This window comes from Pontibacter sp. HJ8, assembly GCF_054824225.1.
Map to the genome: position 1 here is coordinate 1 of NZ_JSYF01000343.1, position 19,021 is coordinate 19,021.

At 50.6% G+C, this 19,021-nt stretch carries 19 protein-coding genes; 12 read left to right on the forward strand and 7 right to left on the reverse strand.

Annotation, left to right across the window (positions count from 1 at the left end; translation table 11 throughout):
* Nucleotides 1-493: 493 nt before the first annotated feature.
* Entirely contained in the window at nt 494-1,474 is a 981-nt protein-coding gene (meaB, locus tag OB13_RS14810; protein WP_461490948.1) for a methylmalonyl Co-A mutase-associated GTPase MeaB, read from the forward strand.
* A gap of 273 nt (nt 1,475-1,747) precedes the next feature.
* Here the strand turns inward: meaB and folB are convergent, their stop codons facing one another.
* The 3 genes from folB to OB13_RS14825 are packed head-to-tail and all read right to left on the reverse strand — an operon-like array spanning nt 1,748 to nt 4,016.
* Nucleotides 1,748-2,104 (reverse strand): dihydroneopterin aldolase, encoded by a 357-nt coding sequence (gene folB / locus OB13_RS14815; protein WP_461490949.1) that lies wholly within the window; start codon nt 2,102-2,104, stop codon nt 1,748-1,750.
* A 9-nt stretch (nt 2,105-2,113) separates the two neighbouring features.
* Nucleotides 2,114-3,088 (reverse strand): DivIVA domain-containing protein, encoded by a 975-nt coding sequence (locus OB13_RS14820; RefSeq protein ID WP_461490950.1) that lies wholly within the window; start codon nt 3,086-3,088, stop codon nt 2,114-2,116.
* Nucleotides 3,048-4,016, reverse strand: coding sequence for a WD40 repeat domain-containing protein (locus tag OB13_RS14825; RefSeq protein ID WP_461490951.1), 969 nt, complete (start codon nt 4,014-4,016; stop codon nt 3,048-3,050). Before OB13_RS14825 ends, OB13_RS14820 begins: the two co-directional genes overlap by 41 nt.
* A 90-nt stretch (nt 4,017-4,106) precedes the next feature.
* Here OB13_RS14825 and OB13_RS14830 point away from each other — a divergent pair, with 90 nt between their 5' ends.
* Together OB13_RS14830 and OB13_RS14835 are read left to right on the forward strand one after the other, a co-directional pair.
* Nucleotides 4,107-4,751: a 4'-phosphopantetheinyl transferase family protein gene (locus tag OB13_RS14830; RefSeq protein WP_461490952.1), complete on the forward strand. Its 645-nt coding sequence runs from the start codon at nt 4,107-4,109 to the stop codon at nt 4,749-4,751.
* 26 nt (nt 4,752-4,777) lie between these two features.
* The gene (locus tag OB13_RS14835; protein WP_461490953.1) at nt 4,778-5,368 is read left to right on the forward strand and encodes a thioredoxin family protein; all 591 of its coding nucleotides are present in this window, start codon (nt 4,778-4,780) and stop codon (nt 5,366-5,368) included.
* A gap of 76 nt (nt 5,369-5,444) precedes the next feature.
* Here OB13_RS14835 and OB13_RS14840 read toward each other — a convergent pair whose 3' ends face one another.
* The 4 genes from OB13_RS14840 to OB13_RS14855 form a co-directional block, all read right to left on the reverse strand.
* Nucleotides 5,445-6,293 (reverse strand): transglutaminase-like domain-containing protein, encoded by an 849-nt coding sequence (locus OB13_RS14840; RefSeq protein ID WP_461490954.1) that lies wholly within the window; start codon nt 6,291-6,293, stop codon nt 5,445-5,447.
* 105 nt (nt 6,294-6,398) lie between these two features.
* On the reverse strand, nt 6,399-8,027 hold the full coding sequence (locus tag OB13_RS14845; RefSeq protein WP_461490955.1) for an acyl-CoA carboxylase subunit beta: 1,629 nt from the start codon (nt 8,025-8,027) through the stop codon (nt 6,399-6,401).
* Between the two features lie 88 nt (nt 8,028-8,115).
* Nucleotides 8,116-9,171, reverse strand: coding sequence for an MlaD family protein (locus OB13_RS14850; RefSeq protein WP_461490956.1), 1,056 nt, complete (start codon nt 9,169-9,171; stop codon nt 8,116-8,118).
* Between the two features lie 22 nt (nt 9,172-9,193).
* The gene (locus tag OB13_RS14855; protein WP_461490957.1) at nt 9,194-9,976 is read right to left on the reverse strand and encodes an N-acetylmuramoyl-L-alanine amidase family protein; all 783 of its coding nucleotides are present in this window, start codon (nt 9,974-9,976) and stop codon (nt 9,194-9,196) included.
* A 136-nt stretch (nt 9,977-10,112) separates the two neighbouring features.
* On the opposite strand from OB13_RS14855, the gene OB13_RS14860 reads away from it, so the two are divergent.
* From OB13_RS14860 to OB13_RS14900, 9 genes are all read left to right on the forward strand, one after another.
* Nucleotides 10,113-12,752 carry a putative LPS assembly protein LptD gene (locus tag OB13_RS14860; RefSeq protein WP_461490958.1) on the forward strand — a complete coding sequence of 880 codons (2,640 nt, stop codon included), beginning with the start codon at nt 10,113-10,115 and terminating at the stop codon, nt 12,750-12,752.
* A 79-nt stretch (nt 12,753-12,831) separates the two neighbouring features.
* A complete protein-coding gene (gene panB / locus OB13_RS14865) occupies nt 12,832-13,650 on the forward strand; it encodes a 3-methyl-2-oxobutanoate hydroxymethyltransferase (RefSeq protein ID WP_461490959.1) in 819 nt (272 codons plus the stop codon).
* 149 nt (nt 13,651-13,799) lie between these two features.
* The gene (locus OB13_RS14870; protein ID WP_461490960.1) at nt 13,800-14,495 is read left to right on the forward strand and encodes an RluA family pseudouridine synthase; all 696 of its coding nucleotides are present in this window, start codon (nt 13,800-13,802) and stop codon (nt 14,493-14,495) included.
* 162 nt (nt 14,496-14,657) lie between these two features.
* The gene (locus tag OB13_RS14875) at nt 14,658-15,419 is read left to right on the forward strand and encodes an acyl-CoA desaturase (protein ID WP_461490961.1); all 762 of its coding nucleotides are present in this window, start codon (nt 14,658-14,660) and stop codon (nt 15,417-15,419) included.
* A 167-nt stretch (nt 15,420-15,586) separates the two neighbouring features.
* Nucleotides 15,587-16,135, forward strand: a complete 549-nt coding sequence (locus tag OB13_RS14880; RefSeq protein WP_461490962.1) for a 30S ribosomal protein S16 — start codon at nt 15,587-15,589, stop codon at nt 16,133-16,135.
* 12 nt (nt 16,136-16,147) lie between these two features.
* A complete protein-coding gene (gene rimM / locus OB13_RS14885) occupies nt 16,148-16,723 on the forward strand; it encodes a ribosome maturation factor RimM (RefSeq protein ID WP_461490963.1) in 576 nt (191 codons plus the stop codon).
* A 1-nt stretch (nt 16,724) separates the two neighbouring features.
* Nucleotides 16,725-17,402, forward strand: a complete 678-nt coding sequence (gene trmD / locus OB13_RS14890) for a tRNA (guanosine(37)-N1)-methyltransferase TrmD (protein WP_461490964.1) — start codon at nt 16,725-16,727, stop codon at nt 17,400-17,402.
* 163 nt (nt 17,403-17,565) lie between these two features.
* The gene (rplS, locus tag OB13_RS14895; RefSeq protein WP_461490965.1) at nt 17,566-17,919 is read left to right on the forward strand and encodes a 50S ribosomal protein L19; all 354 of its coding nucleotides are present in this window, start codon (nt 17,566-17,568) and stop codon (nt 17,917-17,919) included.
* A gap of 46 nt (nt 17,920-17,965) precedes the next feature.
* Nucleotides 17,966-18,643, forward strand: a complete 678-nt coding sequence (locus OB13_RS14900) for an inorganic diphosphatase (protein ID WP_461490966.1) — start codon at nt 17,966-17,968, stop codon at nt 18,641-18,643.
* Nucleotides 18,644-19,021 lie beyond the last annotated feature (378 nt).

Consider the following 19,021-nt stretch of genomic DNA (forward strand, 5'->3'; position numbering starts at 1 on the left):
CCCTTCGAAGGGGGACTTTCTGCCGCTACTAATCAGCAGGTATAAGCTATGTTGCAGCAGGTATAGCTGGCAGGTATAGCCAGACTAACTTACAACCTCAGCTACGAAGGTATAGCCACTACCAGGTGCACTACTGACGATTTTGTGTTTGAGCGTTCAGCGAGTTTAAAAGCGTCTTGATTCTTTTGCTTACTTTTCTCCTTGATGAGAAAAGTAAGTGCCCGCCGCACAGGCGAAATTATGAAACAATTTAGGTATGAATCAGATGAAGCCGCAGCTATACAGCTAAGCAGGATATGAGCGGCAAGCTCGCACAAGCAGGTATAGTTACAGCCAGCCATTCATGAACCCCAGAGCTACAGCACCAACTTAAGCAATTCGTCGCTTCTACCTAATTGATCCACCACAGTATTCCCCACAAATAAGCTGGCTCCGTAACACATAAATTCTAAATTTGTAAAACAATCATGTCTATACCTGTAGTTTTAGCGCCTTGGTAAAACGTTTCGATGCGGATAAGTATGTAGCGGGCATTCTGGCCGGAGACCGTGTGATGCTCAGCCGCGCCATTACGCTGGTAGAAAGCAAACTCGCTTCTGATATGGAACTGGCGCAGGAGGTGATCAACCAAGTGCTGCCGCATGCCGGCCATTCTGTGCGGATAGGTATAACCGGCGTGCCCGGAGTAGGCAAAAGCACCTTCATTGAGTCTTTCGGAAACTATCTCATCCGGGAACAGGGCAAAAAGCTGGCGGTGCTAGCCATAGACCCCACCAGCCAGCGGACCGGTGGCAGCATACTGGGAGACAAGACCCGTATGGAATCGCTGTCCATCAATCCGCAGGCCTTCATCCGCCCCTCTCCTGCTGGAAAGTCTCTGGGAGGCGTCACCCGCAGCACCCGCGAAACCATCATCCTCTGCGAGGCCGCAGGTTTTGATGCCGTGATTGTAGAAACCGTAGGGGTCGGTCAATCCGAAACGGCGGTGCATGCCATGGTGGACTTCTTTCTGCTGCTTATGCTGGCCGGTGCCGGCGATGAATTGCAAGGCATCAAGCGTGGTATCATGGAGATGGCCGATGCCATTGCGATCACCAAAGCGGATGGTTCCAATGCGATGAAAGCGAAGGCTGCCCGCGCCGAATACCAGAACGCCCTGCACCTCTACCCGATGGCGTCTTCGGGCTGGCTGCCCAAAGTATCCGTGTGCTCTGCAGTGGAGCAAAGCGGGCTCGATACCATCTGGCAAGGTATAGCCGAGTACCTGGAACTGACGCAGCAAAACGGCTTTTTCGAAAAGAAGCGTCGCGACCAGAACCTGCAGTGGATGTATGAGGCCATCCGCCAGGGGCTCGAAGAAAATTTTTATGCGCACCAGCAGGTCAAAGACCAATTGCCAGGTATAGCCCGGCAGGTACAGGAAGGTCATAAATCAGCGTTTGCAGCGGCGGCAGAGTTATTAAAACTGGTATAGCCCCTCTCGCCCTCATTCCCTTCACTCCAGGTATAGCGCTTTCTCAAAAGCCATTCTGAATACAAGTAGACAAACTGGCACTTACACAGCTCCCACCATATTCCAAATTTCTCTGAGCTACGCTCGCCCCTTCGACTCACCTCTCGGGCGTGGTCGAAATGACAGGATCATCTACTCCTACGGGTATAGCAAACTAGGTATAGCAAACTGAATAAAACGAAAACAGCCGATACATTGCTGAACCGGCTGCTCTCTAATCAATAAGTAAACTCTTTATCTGGCTTCTTCCAACGTGACCTTGGCCCATTTGCAGATGCCGCCCAGCGGAGGGTTGAACTTGTATACATGTACCTTGACAGACTGCACGAACGGAAAACGATCATAGATCCTGTCGATGATGCGGTGTCCCAGGTGCTCCAGCAGGCGGGCGGGTGTTTTCATTTCCTCCAGCGCCAGCGCATACAGCACTTCATAGTTTACCGTCTGGTGCAAATCGTCAGTCTCGGCAGCACGGCGCAGGTCTGTCTGGATAATCAGGTCGATGCCGTACTTGTTGCCGATCTTCTGCTCCTCGTCGTAGTAGCCATGGAAGGCAAAAAACTCCATCCCCTCCAGTGCGATCTGTCCCATCGGTCGTGCTTAGCTTATTTCGTCAAAGAAAGAGCCTGCTTTTTCTCTGCTCTTAGCCCAGTCGGCCAGGTTGCGCGAAGGCTCTGTCATCGGTGGCTGTACTTCCGGCTTATCAGGCGTTACTGGCTGAATATCAGGTATAGGACGCTCGATTTCAGGAGCCGGCACGGTGCCTGGGAAGTCAGGCTTTGGCTGCTCGATCTCAGGTCCGGGTATGTCGGGTACAGGGGTCACCGGGTTCGGGATTTCCGGGTGAGGCTGCGTCACATCCGGCGCCGGATCTCCGATCGGATCATATCCGTGTCCGGTTACCAGTGTAGCGGAAGTCACTGCAGAATCAGTTGTTTCAGGCAACTGTATTGTTCTATTTGAAGCTGTCGTATCCATATCTCTCAGGTTTTGCAGCAGTTCAGGCTGATGTGCCCGTACATCGGCTGCTCTTGAAAGAATACTGGATGTAGTAGTTTTAGGTTTTGCCTTTGTCTTTTCTGCCTTCTCCAGCGCCTCGTTTGCCAGGTTCTTCAGATCGCGCACCATTGTATCCAGATAGGTTTCCAGTCGCTGATAATCCTGCTCCAGGGCTTTTACTTCCTGCTGCATTTCACTCACCACCTGCTCCGACTGCTTTTTGGATTCTTCCAGCACCGTGCGTGCCTGGTTGCGTGCCATACTCATAAGCTGATCTGCCTGCAGTTGTGCTTCGCGCAGTTTCAGTTCCGAAGATTTATTGGCCTGCTCCAGTATGCTGTTGCCGGTATCTTCGGCTGTTTTCAAGGTTCTGTATAGCGATGACTCCACCTCGCGCAGCTTCTGCGTTTCGCGATGAGCCGCCTCCAGTTTGGCGCGCAGGTCCTTGTTCTCATCCAGCAATTTTTCCCACTGCTGCGATAAGGTCAGCAAAAAAGCATTTACTTCATCCTTGTCTAATCCTCTGAATGCCTTCTCAAATGTCTTTTGCCTGATCTCTAACGGTGTAATCTTCATAATCCAAACTGAAATTTATATCCCAAACCGAAATGGTCCGGTCATCGCTACACGAAACTAACTGATTCTGATGAGCCGACCAAAATAATTTATTGACAGAGGTGCTGTGGCTGGCATTTCGGACTTTATCAATAACCTTGAGCAGCTTAAAGGTTTTTGCGTCCCACAGCTTTATGGATTTATCCATGCTGCAGCTGGCAAAATAGCGGCCATCCGGGCTGTAGGTTATATGATTGACTGTATACATATGCGCGATCACATAGCCCCGCTCTTTGTATTTTTCCTGTACTTTCCATACCCGTAGGTGGGCGTCGCGGCCGGCTGTGAGCAGCAGCGCACCGTCCGGCGAGTAAGCCACCGTAAACACAGAGTTGGTATGCGCATCCAGCTCATACTTCAGCTCGAGGCTGGTTACATCGTATACCCGCACGCGGTGGTCGCTGTAGCCAGCGGCCAGTTCATGGGTCGCACGGTTGTAGGCGAGGCAGCGTACGCTTTGTTCTGACTTGCGCACCATTGTCAGAAGTTCGAAGTCTGTGGCGCCGATCACGGCGATGCCTCCGTTGCCGAGCGCCACATAAATACGGTCTGTCTCTGCCACAAAGGTGATGTCGAAGATCGCTACTTTGGGTAGTGCAACCGATCTAAGGATCGTTTTGCTCTTGAGGTCTATCACCTGCAGCCCTTCCATGTTCTGCCCGATCAGGAGCAAAGCCCGCTCAGGTATAGCGCGTAGTGCGTATACAGAAGTGGTCACGCGGGCGATCAGCTCCCCGGTATCCGGCTGATTGAGGTCCCAGGCAGCCACCATGCCATCACTCCCGGCTGAGTACACGATGCTGGGATCAGCAGCGCCTTCCAGGGTATACACGCAGTCGCGGTGACCGGTGAGGGTGGCTAGTTTCTGAACATGTATGTTGCTGGCCATGGGTTTTGTTCTTTCCTCCTGATTTTTGACTAAATTTACAACAAAAGAGGCGAACCCTTACCTTGTCTTCTAAAAATACCTCCTCCCGTTATGCCACTCCTCCATACCCGCGAACTCGATGCTCATACCCTGATCGGGGTGTGGTCTTTAGAAGAACGACCGGAAGAGCTCCTGCGTACCTTGCCTTCCCATTTTAATCCGGAAGAGGCCTTGGTACACACGCACCCGCGCCGGCAAAGAGAGTGGCTGGCGAGCAGGGTGCTGGTCTACCAGTTGCTGCGCCACTTTACCGAAGCGCCGCTGTCCCTGCTTCGCGATGTTTCCGGCAGGCCTGTGTTTGAGCAAAAGGGGCTGCATCTGTCCATTACGCACTCCCCGCACCTGGCCGCAGTTATACTTTCAAATAAATTTGAGGTTGGCATAGATATTGAACTCATAAGCCCGAAGGCACTGCGTGTAGCAGACAAGTTTCTCACAGCGCGGGAACGGGCACTGACCGCCGATGATGAACAGCAAACCTGCCTGTACTGGAGTGCCAAAGAAACTTTGTACAAAATGTACAGTAAAAAGCAGCTGGTGTTTAAAGAGAACCTGTTTGTAGAGCCGGCAGATGGCTCAGAAAACAACTTGCTGCAAGGTCGTGTTGTTACTGATAAATTTTCTAAATTGTATCAGATTCACCACGAACAATTGCTTGATCATGTGCTCACGTATAGTATAGATCGTTCATTTTAAAACAGTAGCAACCTTAACTTAATTCTATGAAATACCTAGCTTCTTTTGCCGTAGCCTTTCTGGTAACGGCCAGCGTTTTCGCCCAGGGCGGCAGCTATCAGCTGGGTAGTAAAGTAGCTGACTTCTCACTCAAAGACAGCCAGAACAAATCTGTCTCACTCAGCGATTTTGCCAACAGCAAGACGGTGGTGCTGGTATTTACCAACAACCAGTGTCCTTACGCCAAGCTGTACGAGAACAGGCTGGTGACTCTTTCGGGCACCTATGCGCCCCGGGGCGTACAGTTTGTTTTCATCAACCCGGGCGTTGGCCTTGGCGAAGGAAGTGACAAACCCGAAGACCTGGCATCCAAGAATTACAGCTTCCCATACCTGGTGGATGAAGGCCAGAAGATCAGCCAGCAGTTCGGTGCTACCAAAACGCCGGAAGTGTTTGTATTGCACAACACCAACGGCGAATTTGTGCTGAAGTACAAAGGTGCTATCGATGACAATCCGCAGGTAGCAAGTAATGTAAAGAGCAACTACCTGAAGAGCGTGATAGATGAGGTGCTGGCCAATAAACCCGTGAGCACTTCCGACAAACGGGCCACAGGCTGTATCATTAAAAAGTACTAAAAAGACACAGGTCTCCGAATATAAAAAAGGCCGATCCAGTTACTGGGTCGGCCTTTTTTTGCTCAATTTTAAAATGCTAGATGGCAGGATCATCATCCGAAATGGCCGTGAGCAGCTTGGTTACTTCCGTGGCCTTCTCCAGATCATTGGTTTTCTCAAAGGAAAAAGCCAGGTTCCGCAATGCTCGTTTCACGATCTCGACGTTGGAGCAGGGCTCATAGAAGATATCTACCGGGTTCAGGTTCAGCTGCACAATGTAGTTGTCGATATCGGCCTTGGAGAGCATCAGTCCCTTGTTGTAGACATTGATGTAAAACTGCACACCGTCCAGCTTATAGGTCAGGATGAATAGGTTGGGAAGGTTAACGCCATATACCGGTAAGTCCAGCTTCTGCGCAATGGTCATGTAGATGACGCAAAGCGTGAGCGGGTTGCCCCGCTTGGTTTCCAGGGCCAGGTGCAGCATCGAGTTGGAAGGCGAATGAAAATTCTTGGTATTGGCAGAAAACCGTTTTTCCCGGAAAAGCACATTGTTGAGCGCCTTCACCTGGTCATACGGATGCATACTTTCCTTCATGTGCGTCCAGGCATCGAAGTATAACTGCTCGATGGACCGGGTCAGCGTCGACAACTCCACATCGGGGTACATGTACGTATTCACGAGCCACATCCCTTCGATCAGGTCCTGGCCACCGCCTTCTTTCCAGTCTTTCAGCCGCTGCAACAACCCCTCAAACTGAAGATTATGGATCAGGTCCTCAATTTTTTTCTGAAGATCCGAGTCCAGTGTCTCTTCCCATTCTTCCTCTAAAAAAGGTATAATACTCTCTCCAAGCGACACGATCTTCTGCTCTACATGCGAGGCAACCTCATAGTCAATGTCATCCAGCAGCGAGATCAGTGCCTTTATCTCATTCTTCGTCACGCTAATAATTTAATTAAAAAGCAAAATTAGAGATTAAGTTCTCTCTATCCACATAATCCCTTGTACGGTCGATTTCCAATTTTTAATGCCTAATTCTTTTCAGCTTCAGGTCTGGATCACGCCTACGTTGTAAGGCTTTTCGATCGGGGCATGGTTGGCGGCTTCAATGCCCATCGAAATCACTTTGCGCGTCTCCAGCGGGTCAATGATGCCGTCAACCCACAGCCGGGCGGCTGCATAATACGGCGACAGCTCCTCGTTATACTTGTCTGTGATGCGCTCCAGCAGTTCCTGCTCCGCCTCCGGGGTTATTTCTTCTCCTTTGGATTTCAAGGCCGATACCTGTATTTGCAGCAGCGTTTTAGCCGCCGCCGCACCGCTCATCACTGCCAGTTGCGCCGTCGGCCAGGAGTAAATCAGGCGCGGGTCGTAGGCTTTGCCGCACATGGCATAGTTACCGGCCCCGTAGCTGTTGCCGATCAGGACCGTGAACTTCGGCACGACCGAGTTGGCCATGGCACTGACCATCTTGGCGCCATCCTTGATGATGCCGCCGTGCTCGGCCTTGCTGCCTACCATAAAGCCGGATACGTCCTGCAGGAACACCAGCGGTATCTTCTTCTGGTTGCAGTTCATGATAAAACGCGCTGCTTTGTCAGCTGAGTCGGAATAGATCACGCCCCCCATCTGCATCTCGCCTTTCTTGCTCTTGACGATCTTACGCTGATTGGCCACTATACCTACTGCCCAACCATCGATGCGGCCCAGGCCACAGATCAGGGTCTGCCCATAAAGGTCTTTGTAAGGCTCAAATTCCGAGTTATCTACCAGCCGCAGGATGATATCCATCATATCGTAGGGCTTGGTACGATCAGAAGGCAACAGGCCATAGATCTCTTTCTCATCCAGCCTGGGAGCAGCAGGCGCATTGCGGCTAAAACCCGCTTTCGGGTTGTCACCTAGTTTGTCAAATATAGTGCGGATATGATCGAGCGCTTCTTTGTCGTCTTTGCACTTGTAGTCGGTCACCCCGGAGATTTCGCAGTGCGTTGCAGCGCCCCCCAGTGTCTCATTATCGATGGTTTCCCCGATGGCTGATTTTACCAGGTAAGAGCCACCTAGGAAGACCGAACCCGTGCCTTCCACGATCAGGGCTTCGTCGCTCATAATAGGAAGATAGGCGCCACCGGCCACACAGCTGCCCATGATGGCCGCTATCTGTACGATCCCCATTGAGCTCATCACGGCATTGTTGCGGAACATGCGGCCAAAGTGCTCTTTGTCCGGAAATATTTCGTTCTGCATCGGCAAGAACACACCGGCGCTGTCTACCAGGTATACGATCGGCAGTTTGTTCTCAATCGAGATCTCCTGTGCACGCAGGTTCTTCTTGGCCGTGATCGGGAACCAGGCGCCGGCTTTCACGGTGGCATCATTGGCTACCACCACACACTGCCGTCCTTTGATGTAGCCTATACCTGTCACCACACCGCCGCTCGGGCAGCCGCCTACTTCCTGGTACATGCCATCGCCGGCAAAGGCGCCTACCTCCAGAAATTCAGAACCTTCGTCCAGCAGGTAAGCTATACGTTCGCGGGCCGTCATCTTGCCCTTTTCATGCTCTTTCTGAATGCGCTTCTCGCCGCCACCCAGGTATACCTTACTTAGTTTGCTTTTCAGCAGGTAACTCAGCTGTTTCAGAGCGTCTTCGTTCTTATTAAATTCGATATCCATGAAGGGTCGTAGTGAATGAGAAAGTGTTTACAATGAAAAATCCGCTTTAAGGGCGGATTCTACAAATATACAATTTTTACAAGATGCCTTATTGCCTTTTTGTGGTATCTGATGACGGCGCGCTCACCGAATCCTGCACAGGACGTCGGAACCCGTCCGGGTTGTCGTTCTGCAGCTCCTTAACTTCTTCCAGGGTGATCACACGCCCTGTAGCGTCCACCTTATACTTGTCTTTGCGGCCGATGAGCGAGAATTGCACATACCGCTTCGGATAAGCCTGTATGTCGCGCAGCAGCATGTTGAGCGCTTCTGTAGAACGGTTCATGTTCTGGTACAGCTCCTCATCGTTCATCAGCTTGCCCAATGAGCCTTCGTTTGAGTTTAGCTTGGAAACCGCCATCTCCAGTTGATTCACGGCAGCGTTGGCATCTTTCACCAATTTGGTGTATTCTACCTGCTTCAGCGTATCGGTTATCTCCACCATATTCAGGGCAAGACGATCGATGTTACGCTGGGTCTGTTTCAGGGCCACTGTCAGTTGGCTGAGGTTTCGGGTGATCTGGTTGACGTTCTGCTGATTTTCACGCAGTATCTCGTTTACAGCTTTCGATGTTTCATTCGAGTTTGCCAGTATGGCCTGCAAATTATTCTTTGCCTCACTGTCCAGCAGCCTGTTGACGCGCGCCAGGGTTGTATCGACCTTATCAATTACAGGCACCGATTTGGAAGAGAGCATATCGGCTATACTTGTTTCCTTGAACGATATGAGTTCTTCCCCCCCGTTGTAAACCTTCTTGTTGTTGCGGAGATAGAGCGTAATGGCTTTGCTCCCCAGCAGGTCCGAGTTGCCCAGACTGGCGATGGTAGAGTCCCCGATCTGCAGATCTTTGCGCACTTCCAGGTCCACCCTGATCTGGTTTCCCCTTTCGGTCAGGAGCGTCAGGTTCTTGACATGACCTACCTGTATACCGTTGAGTACAACCGGATTAGAAACAGAAAGGCCGTCTACATTTTCATAAACAACATAAAAAGAATTCGATTTGGAGAAAAGGTCTGAGCCTTTCAGGTATATAAACCCGAAATACAGAATAACGAGTGCCACTATACCTAACAGGGCAACTTTGATTTCTTTGGATATATTCACGTAGGAATTTTTGGGTTTAGTATTAATTCATGGCCTCAAGTTCTTGTTTGTAATCCTTGAGGGCACGATATATACCTGATGCCATATACGTCTGCCCCGTCTTATCGTTAAGGAATTTTTCTTCCGTAGGATTTGTCAGGAATCCTGCTTCGATCAGAACGCTTGGCATATACGATTTCCACAACACCAAAAAGCCTGCCTGCTTCACGCCACGGCTCGTACGACCCACACGGGTTTTGAACTCGTTTTCAACTTTCTGGGCAAACCGGAGGCTGTTATCGATGTAGGCACTCTGGTGGAGCGCAAACATGATATGACTCTGTGGGGAGCTGGGGTCAAACCCACCATATTTTTCCTTGTAGTCGTCTTCCTGCAAGATAACCGCGTTTTCCCGTTTGGCTACCGCCAGGTTCCCGCTTGTGGTATGCAACCCCATGGTATAGGTTTCGGTACCAAAGGCAGCCGGTGGGCCGGCGTTGAGGTGAATGGAAATAAAGAGGTCTGCGTTGTTTTTGTTGGCAATACCTGCCCGGTCGATGAGCTCTACAAAGGTGTCGTCCTGCCGGGTATACACCACCTTCACATCCGGCAGATTTTTTTCGATCAGGCTCCCTACCTGCAGCGCCAGCTTCAGGGCGACATCCGCTTCATGGGAAACTTTGCCGTTACAGCCGATGTCTTTGCCCCCGTGACCGGCATCGATCACCACCGTTCGCAGCTTGTACGCTTTGCGGTACTCAAGTTTATTTGAGGAGCATAGTAGTAAAATAAGGGACAGGATTGAAATAGTAACAATATTTCTCACAACGCTCGTTAGTTAAAAGCTAAAACAATAACTTTGTACAAAATAAATAAAACTTTAGGGAAGTCTGAAGAAGTTACGCCACATTTTGATTTTTTTGCTGTTGCAACAGCTTGTCGTTCTCTCTGCCCTCCCCGTGTTGGGGCAAAGAGTAAGGCGGCCTGCTGCCACACCTAAAGATACGGTCAGTATCTCCCCCGCCCAGGACAGCCTTACGGCTACTGTACCCAAAGGCGACATCGAGACGACAATCAAATATTCTGCCAGAGACTCCATGCAATTTGAGGTAGACCGCAAGGTAGTACATCTATATGGAGATGCCAAGATCAATTATGGCACCATGGAACTGACAGCCGCCTACATCCAGATCGATTACGAGACCAATACCCTTACAGCCGAGACGCTCACCGACTCCACCGGCAAAGAGGTTGGCACTCCGGTATTTAAAGATGGAGCAGAAACTTATGCTGCCAAGCGCATTGCCTATAACTACAAGACCCGCAAGGGCCGCATAGCCGAAGTAGTAACGCAGCAGGGCGAGGGATACATACACTCGGAAGTGGTGAAAAAAAATGAGCAGAATGAAATATTCGGCCTGCACAACAAGTACACGACCTGTAACCTGGAGCACCCCCACTTTTACATCAACGCCGGTAAGATCAAGGCCATACCCAACGACAAGATCATGTCCGGGCCTTTCAACCTCGTGATCGCGGATATACCTACGCCGCTCGGTTTTCTGTTCGGCCTCTTCCCGACGCCGCGTAACAAACGCTCCTCGGGTGTGATCATGCCTACTTTCGGAGAGTCACGCGCCCGGGGTTTCTACCTGAGCAACGGCGGCTATTACCTGGCCCTAAACGATTACATCGGTACCCGCATCACAGGCGACATTTACTCACTGGGCGGCTACAAAGTGACAGTTGACAATACCTACATTAACCGCTATTCTTACCGGGGCAACTTCAACATCAGCTACGACTACTTCAAAAATGACGAAGCGGATGTAGCAGACCCCAGCCGATCCACCAACGACCGGAGCGGCCTGCCGCCCACCCAGCGCACTGCCTTCATTAACTGGTCGCACAGCCCGGTGCAGAAGCCAGGCAGGGGACGCTTTTCGGCCAACGTGCGGGCGGGCAGCAGCCAGCACAACCGGGTCAACTACAACAGCCCGGGGCAGTACCTGACACCAACGTTCAACTCGACTATTACCTACCAGAAAAATATTCAGAATACTCCGTTCAGCTACACGGCGACCCTGAGCCAGGGCCAGAACAACGGGGGTTTTACCAGCGATGGAAAGCCTGCACCAACCATTATGAGGTTCGTTCTGCCGGACCTGAACTTTGCCATGACCCAGATGAGCTTATATGAGATATTCTCTAAGAATGTACCTACAGGCCGCTGGTTTGAAAACTTTACTTTCGGGTATAACCTGCGGGCACGCAACGAGGTTTCCAACTCAGTTGCAGCCCGGAGATTGGGTACTGTACCAATCGTGGGAGGTACAGAAAGGGACACCAGTTTTGCGCTCAACTTCGACAACCTGGACCAGCTGTGGAAGAATGGCCGCAAAAGTGCCGATCATAACTTCAACATTGGACTCGGCAACTACAAGGTGCTACGTTTCTTTAACCTGACTCCTTCTGTTAGTTACCGGGAGTCCTGGTTCGACAACAAGCTCACGTACAGTTTTGATCCTGATTCTCAGAAGGTACGAATTGATACAGCCAAGTTCGGCCGAGTGTACGAGTACAATGCAGGAGCCTCCCTCAACACCACCATTTATGGCCAGGTGAATCTGAAAGGGAAACGCGTGCAAGCCATACGACATGTAATGCGACCGAGCATTGGCTACAATTACCGTCCGAACTTCGGCAATGAGGAAAGGTTTGGGTTCTTCCAGACAGCCCAGGTAGGCGTAGATACGCTGACCAACCTGCCTGTTTACCAGACACTGCCCCGCTTCAACGGCAGCGTGCCTTCGGGTGGCCTGACCAGCGGCATGAGCATAGGTATACAGAACAGCGTGGAAATGAAGGTTCGCTCAAAATCTGACTCTGCCGCCACTGCCTTCGAAAAGGTCAGCCTGATCGACAACCTGGGCATCAGCACGTTCTACAACTTTGCGTCGGACTCTCTCAAGCTCAGCCCGATCAACGTGAACATGAACACGCGCCTGCTCAAGCTGATCGATATTAACGTAAACTCTACTTTTGACCCCTACCAGCTCGATGCGGAGGGCAGGCGCATTGACCGCTATACGCTGGATGGCCCTGGTTTCAAACTGGCCCGCCTCACCAACGCGCAGCTCAGTATGCGGGCAAACTTTAACCCGGAGGCCAGGGCCAGCAACACGCCTCCTCCTACCAACCTGCCCGGTATGATGAGCCCGACAGACCCGCTGATGCCGGACTATGTTGACTTCAACATTCCCTGGACCCTGAGTCTGGATTATACCATCTTCTACACAGCAAGGACTGGCAGCAGGACTGCCAGCACTGAAGGTAACATAACACAGAACCTGGGCGTGCAGGGAACCCTGAACTTTACAGAAAAGTGGAAAGTAGGCTACATGGCGGGCTACGATTTCACGAACAAGAACATCTCTAATGCCAGCCTGGACATTTACCGTGACCTGCACTGCTGGGAGATGAGCATTGGCTGGAGACCTTTCGGCCTCATGCGGGGCTACAACGTAACGATCAACGCCCGGTCTGCTCTCCTGCGCGACCTGAAGCTTTCCAGAAACAGATCAGGCATGAATTTCCGGTAAACCAGTAACAGCCACATGCCAGACAGGTGGCTGTTTTTGTTATGATTTTAATGTTAGATCACCTAATAAAAAGCATACTATGTCAGTTCATAAACGCGACGTCAAAGTAGTTACCACGCATCAGCTCCACAACATGAAGGAGCGCGGCGAAAAGATCTCCATGCTCACGGCCTATGACTTTTCGATGGCTTCGATCCTGGATGCAGCAGGTATAGACGTCTTATTGGTAGGCGACTCTGCTTCCAACGTCATGGCCGGTCACGAAACCACATTGCCGATCACCCTGGACCAGATGATCTACCATGCCTCTTCTGTCGTGCGGGCTACCAAGCGCGCCTTCGTGGTAGTAGACATGCCCTTTGGCTCTTACCAGGGCAACTCATCCGAAGCACTGCGCTCTGCCATCCGCATCATGAAAGAGTCTGGTGCGCATGGTATAAAACTGGAAGGCGGGGCTGAAATCAAAGAATCCGTAACCCGTATTCTGAGCGCCGGTGTTCCTGTGATGGGTCACCTGGGCCTCACGCCGCAGTCGATCTATAAATTTGGCACCTACACCGTGCGCGCCAAAGAAGAAGCAGAAGCGCAGAAACTGCTGGACGATGCCAAACTGCTGCAGGATCTGGGCTGTTTTGCCATTGTCCTGGAAAAGATACCCTCTACCCTGGCTAAAAAGGTAGCCGAAAGCCTGGAGATCCCGATCATAGGTATAGGCGCTGGCCCGCACGTGGACGGGCAGGTACTGGTCGTCCACGATATGCTCGGCATTACCAAAGAGTTCAAGCCACGCTTCCTGCGCCGCTACGCTGACCTGCACAGCATCATGACAGAAGCCGTACAGAACTACGTGCAGGATGTGAAGAACAAGGATTTCCCCACCGAAAAAGAAGCTTATTAAATTAATTGAGAATTAGGAATTAAGAATCAGGAATGACTGGTAGCGAGGCTACACAACTAACCTCTTTCAATTCATCTGGCATGCTTAGGTATAAATCATATAACATGAATGCCACAATTCTTAATTCCTAATTCCCAACTCAAAAGCCCATGGCTTTGCTAGACATACTTTTTGAGGATAACCATGTGCTGGTTGTCAACAAACCTGCCGGCTTGCTGGTGCATGGCGATGAAACCGGGGATGTGTGCCTGGCTGACCTGGCCAAGGCCTATATCAAAGAGAAGTATAGCAAGCCGGGAAATGTGTTCGTGGGGGTGGTGCACCGCCTCGACCGCCCCGTAAGCGGAGTCGTGGTTTTAGCCAAAACCTCCAAGGCGCTCGCCCGGCTCAATGAGCTTTTCAGAAGCAAAAAAACCGTTAAAACCTATTGGGCAGTCGTGCTGAATAAACCGGCCGTGGAGCAGCAGACGCTCGTTCACTGGCTCATCAAGGACAGCTCCCGCAACGTAACCAAAGCTTATGCCCGGGAGAACAGCAACGGGCTGCGCTCAGAGCTAAGCTACCGGCTGCTCGCGCAGCACCAGAAAAGTTACCTTTTGGAAGTAAACCCTGTCACAGGCAGGCCGCACCAGATACGGGTACAGCTGGCATCCATTAACTGCTTCATTGCCGGTGACCTCCGGTATGGAGCACAACAGCCACTGCCTGACAAGAGCATTGCCCTCCATGCGCGTCAGCTGCAGTTCGAGCATCCGACCCTCAAATCAATTATCTCGGTCAGTGCCCCCTTGCCGGATGCGGCTGTCTGGGCCCCGTTTCTAGGTATAGCACAGGCGATAAGGTAAAACCTGCTCTGTCAGAAGATGATCTTCGTCACCTTTCTGAACTTTTATAAAGGAATTTATACTTTGTATATAATCGTGTCGTAATTTTGTGCGGCCAGGCATTTTGCTGATGAAGCGGCCTGCACCCGAATTCTATCAAACATTTATCACATTTTATTTTAAATGGCTATCCTCATCTTTTTTGTTTTACACTGGTACCTTTCCCTCTTCGTTCAGACCTTCTTTCTGCATCGGTATGCGGCGCACAAGATGTTCACCATGAACCCTTTTTGGGAAAAGGCATTTTACCTGCTGACCTATATTGCGCAGGGCTCCTCTTTCCTGTCGCCACGAGCCTATGCCATTCTACACCGCATGCACCACGCTTTCTCCGATACCGAGCGTGACCCGCATTCGCCGCACTTCTCCAACAATGCTTTCACGATGATGTGGAAGACAAAGGAGATCTACAACAACGTGCTCAACCACCGCGTGGAGCCGGAGCGCCGTTTTGACGGTGACTACCCGGTATGGCCGGTTCTCGAGAAGATTGGGGATTCGAAGGTTTCCCGTATTGGCTGGGGTGTGGCGTATGTGATGTTCTACATTGCTTTCGCTACCCAGTGGTGGATGTTCCTGCTGCTGCCATTGCACTTCCTGATGGGCCCGGTGCACGGTGCCATCGTAAACTGGAGCGGCCACAAGTACGGCTACCAGAACTTCGACAACAACGACAAATCGCGCAATTCGCTTTTCTTTGATTTCCTGACCGGCGGTGAGCTTTTCCAGAACAACCACCACAAGCTGCCTAACCGTGTGAACTTCGGCGTGAAGTGGTGGGAAGTAGACCCAACCTGGCCGGTGATCTGGACGCTGGATAAGCTGAGCATCATCAAGCTAAAGCCGGTAAAGGTGAAGATGGCAAGAACAAAAGCAGCCGCTTAATATGAATACCAGCAAAGCCCTCCCGCAACGGAGGGCTTTTTGCTTGTGCTACAGCAGCTTTTGAAGTGAATTATTGTAAAATAATTATCAATCTGAGATTTTTTCACTAATTTTGCGGTTCTAAAAAATGCCGGACGGGATCCGGCGACGTAAATTTTATATAAACAATGGCAGTTAAAATCAGACTGGCCCGCAGAGGCCGCAAAAAAGCAGCAATCTATGATATCGTAGTAGCTGACGCTCGTGCACCACGTGATGGTAAATTTATCGAGAAACTGGGCACTTACAACCCGAACACAAACCCTGCTTCAATTGACTTCAATGAAGAAAAGGCGTTTACGTGGGTGATGAACGGTGCACAGCCAACTGACACTGTAAAAGCGATGCTTTCTTACAGAGGCATTCTTTTCAAGAAACACCTGCAGATCGGTGTTGCAAAAGGCGCTATCACACAAGAAACAGCTGATGCCCGTTTCGAAGAGTGGAAGAACGCGAAAGAAGCGAAGATCGAAAGCAAGCGTACTCAACTTGGTACAGACAAAGAAGCGAAGCGTAAGGCTGCTTTCGAAGCTGAGACCAAAGTGAAAGAAGCGCGTGCAGAAGCTATCCGTCAGCGTGAAGCTGCCAAGGTTGCTGCTGCAGCTCCTGCTGCTGAAGAAGCTCCGGAAGCTCCTGAGGCTGCTGCTGAAGGTGAATCAACTGAAGAGCAAGCATAAATTTAATCGGCCATGCATATTGATGACTGCTTCCTGTTAGGTCACATCGTCAAAACCCATGGCATCAAGGGGCAAGTGGTCGCATTCTTTGATGTAGACTATCCCGAAGATTATGATGATCTGGAGTCAGTTTTTCTCGAACAAGGAGGAAGACTGACTCCATTTTTCATTGAAAAAATGGAGCCGCAGCAGAAAGGCCGTTTTATTATCCAGTTTGAGGATATCAAAACGATCGAACAGGCCGAGAAGCTGCGCAATACCAGCCTATACCTGCCACTCGACGAACTTCCGGAGTTGGAAGAAGGGCAGTTTTACTTCCACGAAGTGATCGGCTACCAGGTAGTGGACCAAAACCATGGCAACCTGGGCACTGTGAAAGATTTCTACGACATGCCGCAGCAGCAGCTGATGGCGATGGAATACAACGAGCAGGAAATGCTTATACCTGTGACCGATGAAATATTCCTTCGCGCCGACCATGAAGCAAAGGAATTACACCTGAACCTGCCGGAGGGTTTGCTCGAAGTGTATACCCAACCCGGCAAACCGGACGACGCCGACGACAAGGACGAGGAGACCGACAAGTAACATGCGCTTTGACATTATCAGTTGCCAGCCTGATCTGCTGGAAAGTCCTTTCAGCCATTCTATTCTTAAAAGGGCGCAACAAAAAAACCTGGTAGAGATTCACATCCACGACCTGCGCAAGTATGCCATCAACAAGCATGGCCAGATCGATGACTATGCCTTTGGTGGTGGAGCCGGTATGGTGATGATGATCGAACCCATTGACAAGCTTATTTCGGAGCTGACAGCCGTGCGTGACTACGATGCCATCATCTACATGACACCGGACGGCGAAACGCTCAACCAAAAAATTGTAAACCAGTTCTCGCTGCTGCAGAACGTGATCATCCTGTGTGGCCACTACAAAGGAGTGGATGAGCGCGTACGCCAGCGCTTTGTAACGCACGAGATTAGCATAGGCGACTATGTGCTATCGGGTGGTGAACTGGGGGCAGCCGTGCTGGCCGATGCCATCATCCGCATTATTCCGGGTGTATTGAACGACGAGTCTTCTGCCCTGACAGATTCATTCCAGGATGGCTTGCTGGCACCGCCTGTGTATACCCGCCCGGCCGAGTACAAAGGCATGCAGGTGCCGGATATACTGCTTTCGGGAGATGCACCTAAAATAGAGGAATGGCGCTTTGAGCAAGCCGTGGAACGCACCCGGCAGCGGCGGCCAGACCTGCTCAATGAGTAAATCAAGGTATAGAAACAAAGACAGAGGCTGCCGGTATAGCAACTTCTCCGGATTGGTTTCAAAAAACAATAATTTTTTTCGGCAACTCTTCATATGTAATAAATAATTACATATCTTTGCAGTCCGAATTTTGAAGAAGATATTTAGCTTTAACAACATAGCCATGAGCGAATTAATTAAATTTATCGAGCAGGAATCTACAGACAAGCGCGCCTCGTTCCCGACTTTCCAAGCTGGCGATACTATCAATATCCACGTTAAGATCCGTGAGGGTAATAAGGAGCGTATCCAGCAGTTCCAGGGTGTTGTCATTCAGCGCAAAAACGTAAACACAAACGGTGAGACTTTCACTGTAAGAAAAGTATCTAATCAAATCGGCCTGGAGCGTATTTTCCCGCTTCTTTCTCCTTCTATCGAGAAGATCGAGCTTATTAGAAAAGGTAAAGTAAGAAGAGCTAGACTATACTATCTGAGAGGATTGCAAGGTAAGGCTGCAAGAATCAAAGAAAGAAGATAATACCTGTTTTCATAAGTTTTCTATAGTTTTAGTAAAAGGAGTCGTTTTGAACAAACGACTCCTTTTTTATGCCTATACCTTGGCTTCCGGAAAGGCTTCCTATATTTGCAGCTATACCTTTCTACTTCGCCCTAAGATGAAAACCTCAATCTGCTCTGTGTTGCTACTCCTGCAACTGCTGCTGCTTACAGGCTGCCAGACTGACTTTACCGCGCTACCGACCTATACCCCCCGCAAGCAGCTGCAGGCAGTCATAGAGGTGCCAGCAGGCGATGCAACTAAGCTCCGCTACAACCGGCAGACAAAGGCCTTTGAAGCCGACAAACAGGCTGGCCAGGACCGTATCATCAACTTTCTGCCCTACCCTGCCAACTTCGGCTTTATCCCGTCTACAGAGACCAATGCGCAGGCCAAGCCACTGGAGATCGTGGTGCTGTCAGGACGAGTAGAGACAGGCACGGTGATGGAGGTGATCGCGATTGGTGTACTGCAACTGGAAACAGACGGAGAACTGGACCACAAAATAGTGGCTGTCCCGGCACGCCCCAGCGAGCGGACCATCGATGCCACTGATTTTGGCAGTCTCAGCACACGTTATCCGGCAGCAAAAGAAATACTACAACAGTGGTTCGTACACCAAAACCCGACGGCTAAAAGCAGATTTGTGGGATGGCGCAATGAGCATTTTGCCGACCAGGAAATACAGCGCTGGATGAAACTGTGAGTTTACCAGTTCCCCCCTATAAACCCGAAAAGCCGCAGACATTGCGGCTTTTCGGGTTTAGATCGTTTCGGATTAAAACAGGTTCAGTGGCTAGCGACTTATTTCAATTAAGAGAGATAATTGAGCAGCCCCGGTTCCAACTGCCACTCCTTGCTAAGGCGGGGAGCCTGTCTTTTATTGTGGCTCCAGTTCTTGTTTCATTTCAGGAGTACCTTCATCCCCCTGCCCCCTTCGAAGGGGGACTTACTGCCACTGCTATTCATCAGGTATAGGCAATATAGCTGAGGTATAGCTGTCAGGTATAGCAAGTCATACTTACAATAGAAACTACGCAGCCAACGGCTTGAACCAGGTGCACTTTACGGCGCTCCACTGTTC

Excerpts from the sequence above, each read along its gene's own strand:
- folB (WP_461490949.1), bottom strand. The coding sequence starts at position 2,104 with ATGGGACAGATCGCACTGGAGGGGATGGAGTTTTTTGCCTTCCATGGC.
- OB13_RS14820 (WP_461490950.1), bottom strand. The coding sequence starts at position 3,088 with ATGAAGATTACACCGTTAGAGATCAGGCAAAAGACATTTGAGAAGGCA.
- OB13_RS14825 (WP_461490951.1), bottom strand. The coding sequence starts at position 4,016 with ATGGCCAGCAACATACATGTTCAGAAACTAGCCACCCTCACCGGTCAC.
- OB13_RS14830 (WP_461490952.1), top strand. The coding sequence starts at position 4,107 with ATGCCACTCCTCCATACCCGCGAACTCGATGCTCATACCCTGATCGGG.
- OB13_RS14835 (WP_461490953.1), top strand. The coding sequence starts at position 4,778 with ATGAAATACCTAGCTTCTTTTGCCGTAGCCTTTCTGGTAACGGCCAGC.
- OB13_RS14845 (WP_461490955.1), bottom strand. The coding sequence starts at position 8,027 with ATGGATATCGAATTTAATAAGAACGAAGACGCTCTGAAACAGCTGAGT.
- panB (WP_461490959.1), top strand. The coding sequence starts at position 12,832 with ATGTCAGTTCATAAACGCGACGTCAAAGTAGTTACCACGCATCAGCTC.
- OB13_RS14870 (WP_461490960.1), top strand. The coding sequence starts at position 13,800 with ATGGCTTTGCTAGACATACTTTTTGAGGATAACCATGTGCTGGTTGTC.
- OB13_RS14875 (WP_461490961.1), top strand. The coding sequence starts at position 14,658 with ATGGCTATCCTCATCTTTTTTGTTTTACACTGGTACCTTTCCCTCTTC.
- OB13_RS14880 (WP_461490962.1), top strand. The coding sequence starts at position 15,587 with ATGGCAGTTAAAATCAGACTGGCCCGCAGAGGCCGCAAAAAAGCAGCA.
- rimM (WP_461490963.1), top strand. The coding sequence starts at position 16,148 with ATGCATATTGATGACTGCTTCCTGTTAGGTCACATCGTCAAAACCCAT.
- trmD (WP_461490964.1), top strand. The coding sequence starts at position 16,725 with ATGCGCTTTGACATTATCAGTTGCCAGCCTGATCTGCTGGAAAGTCCT.
- rplS (WP_461490965.1), top strand. The coding sequence starts at position 17,566 with ATGAGCGAATTAATTAAATTTATCGAGCAGGAATCTACAGACAAGCGC.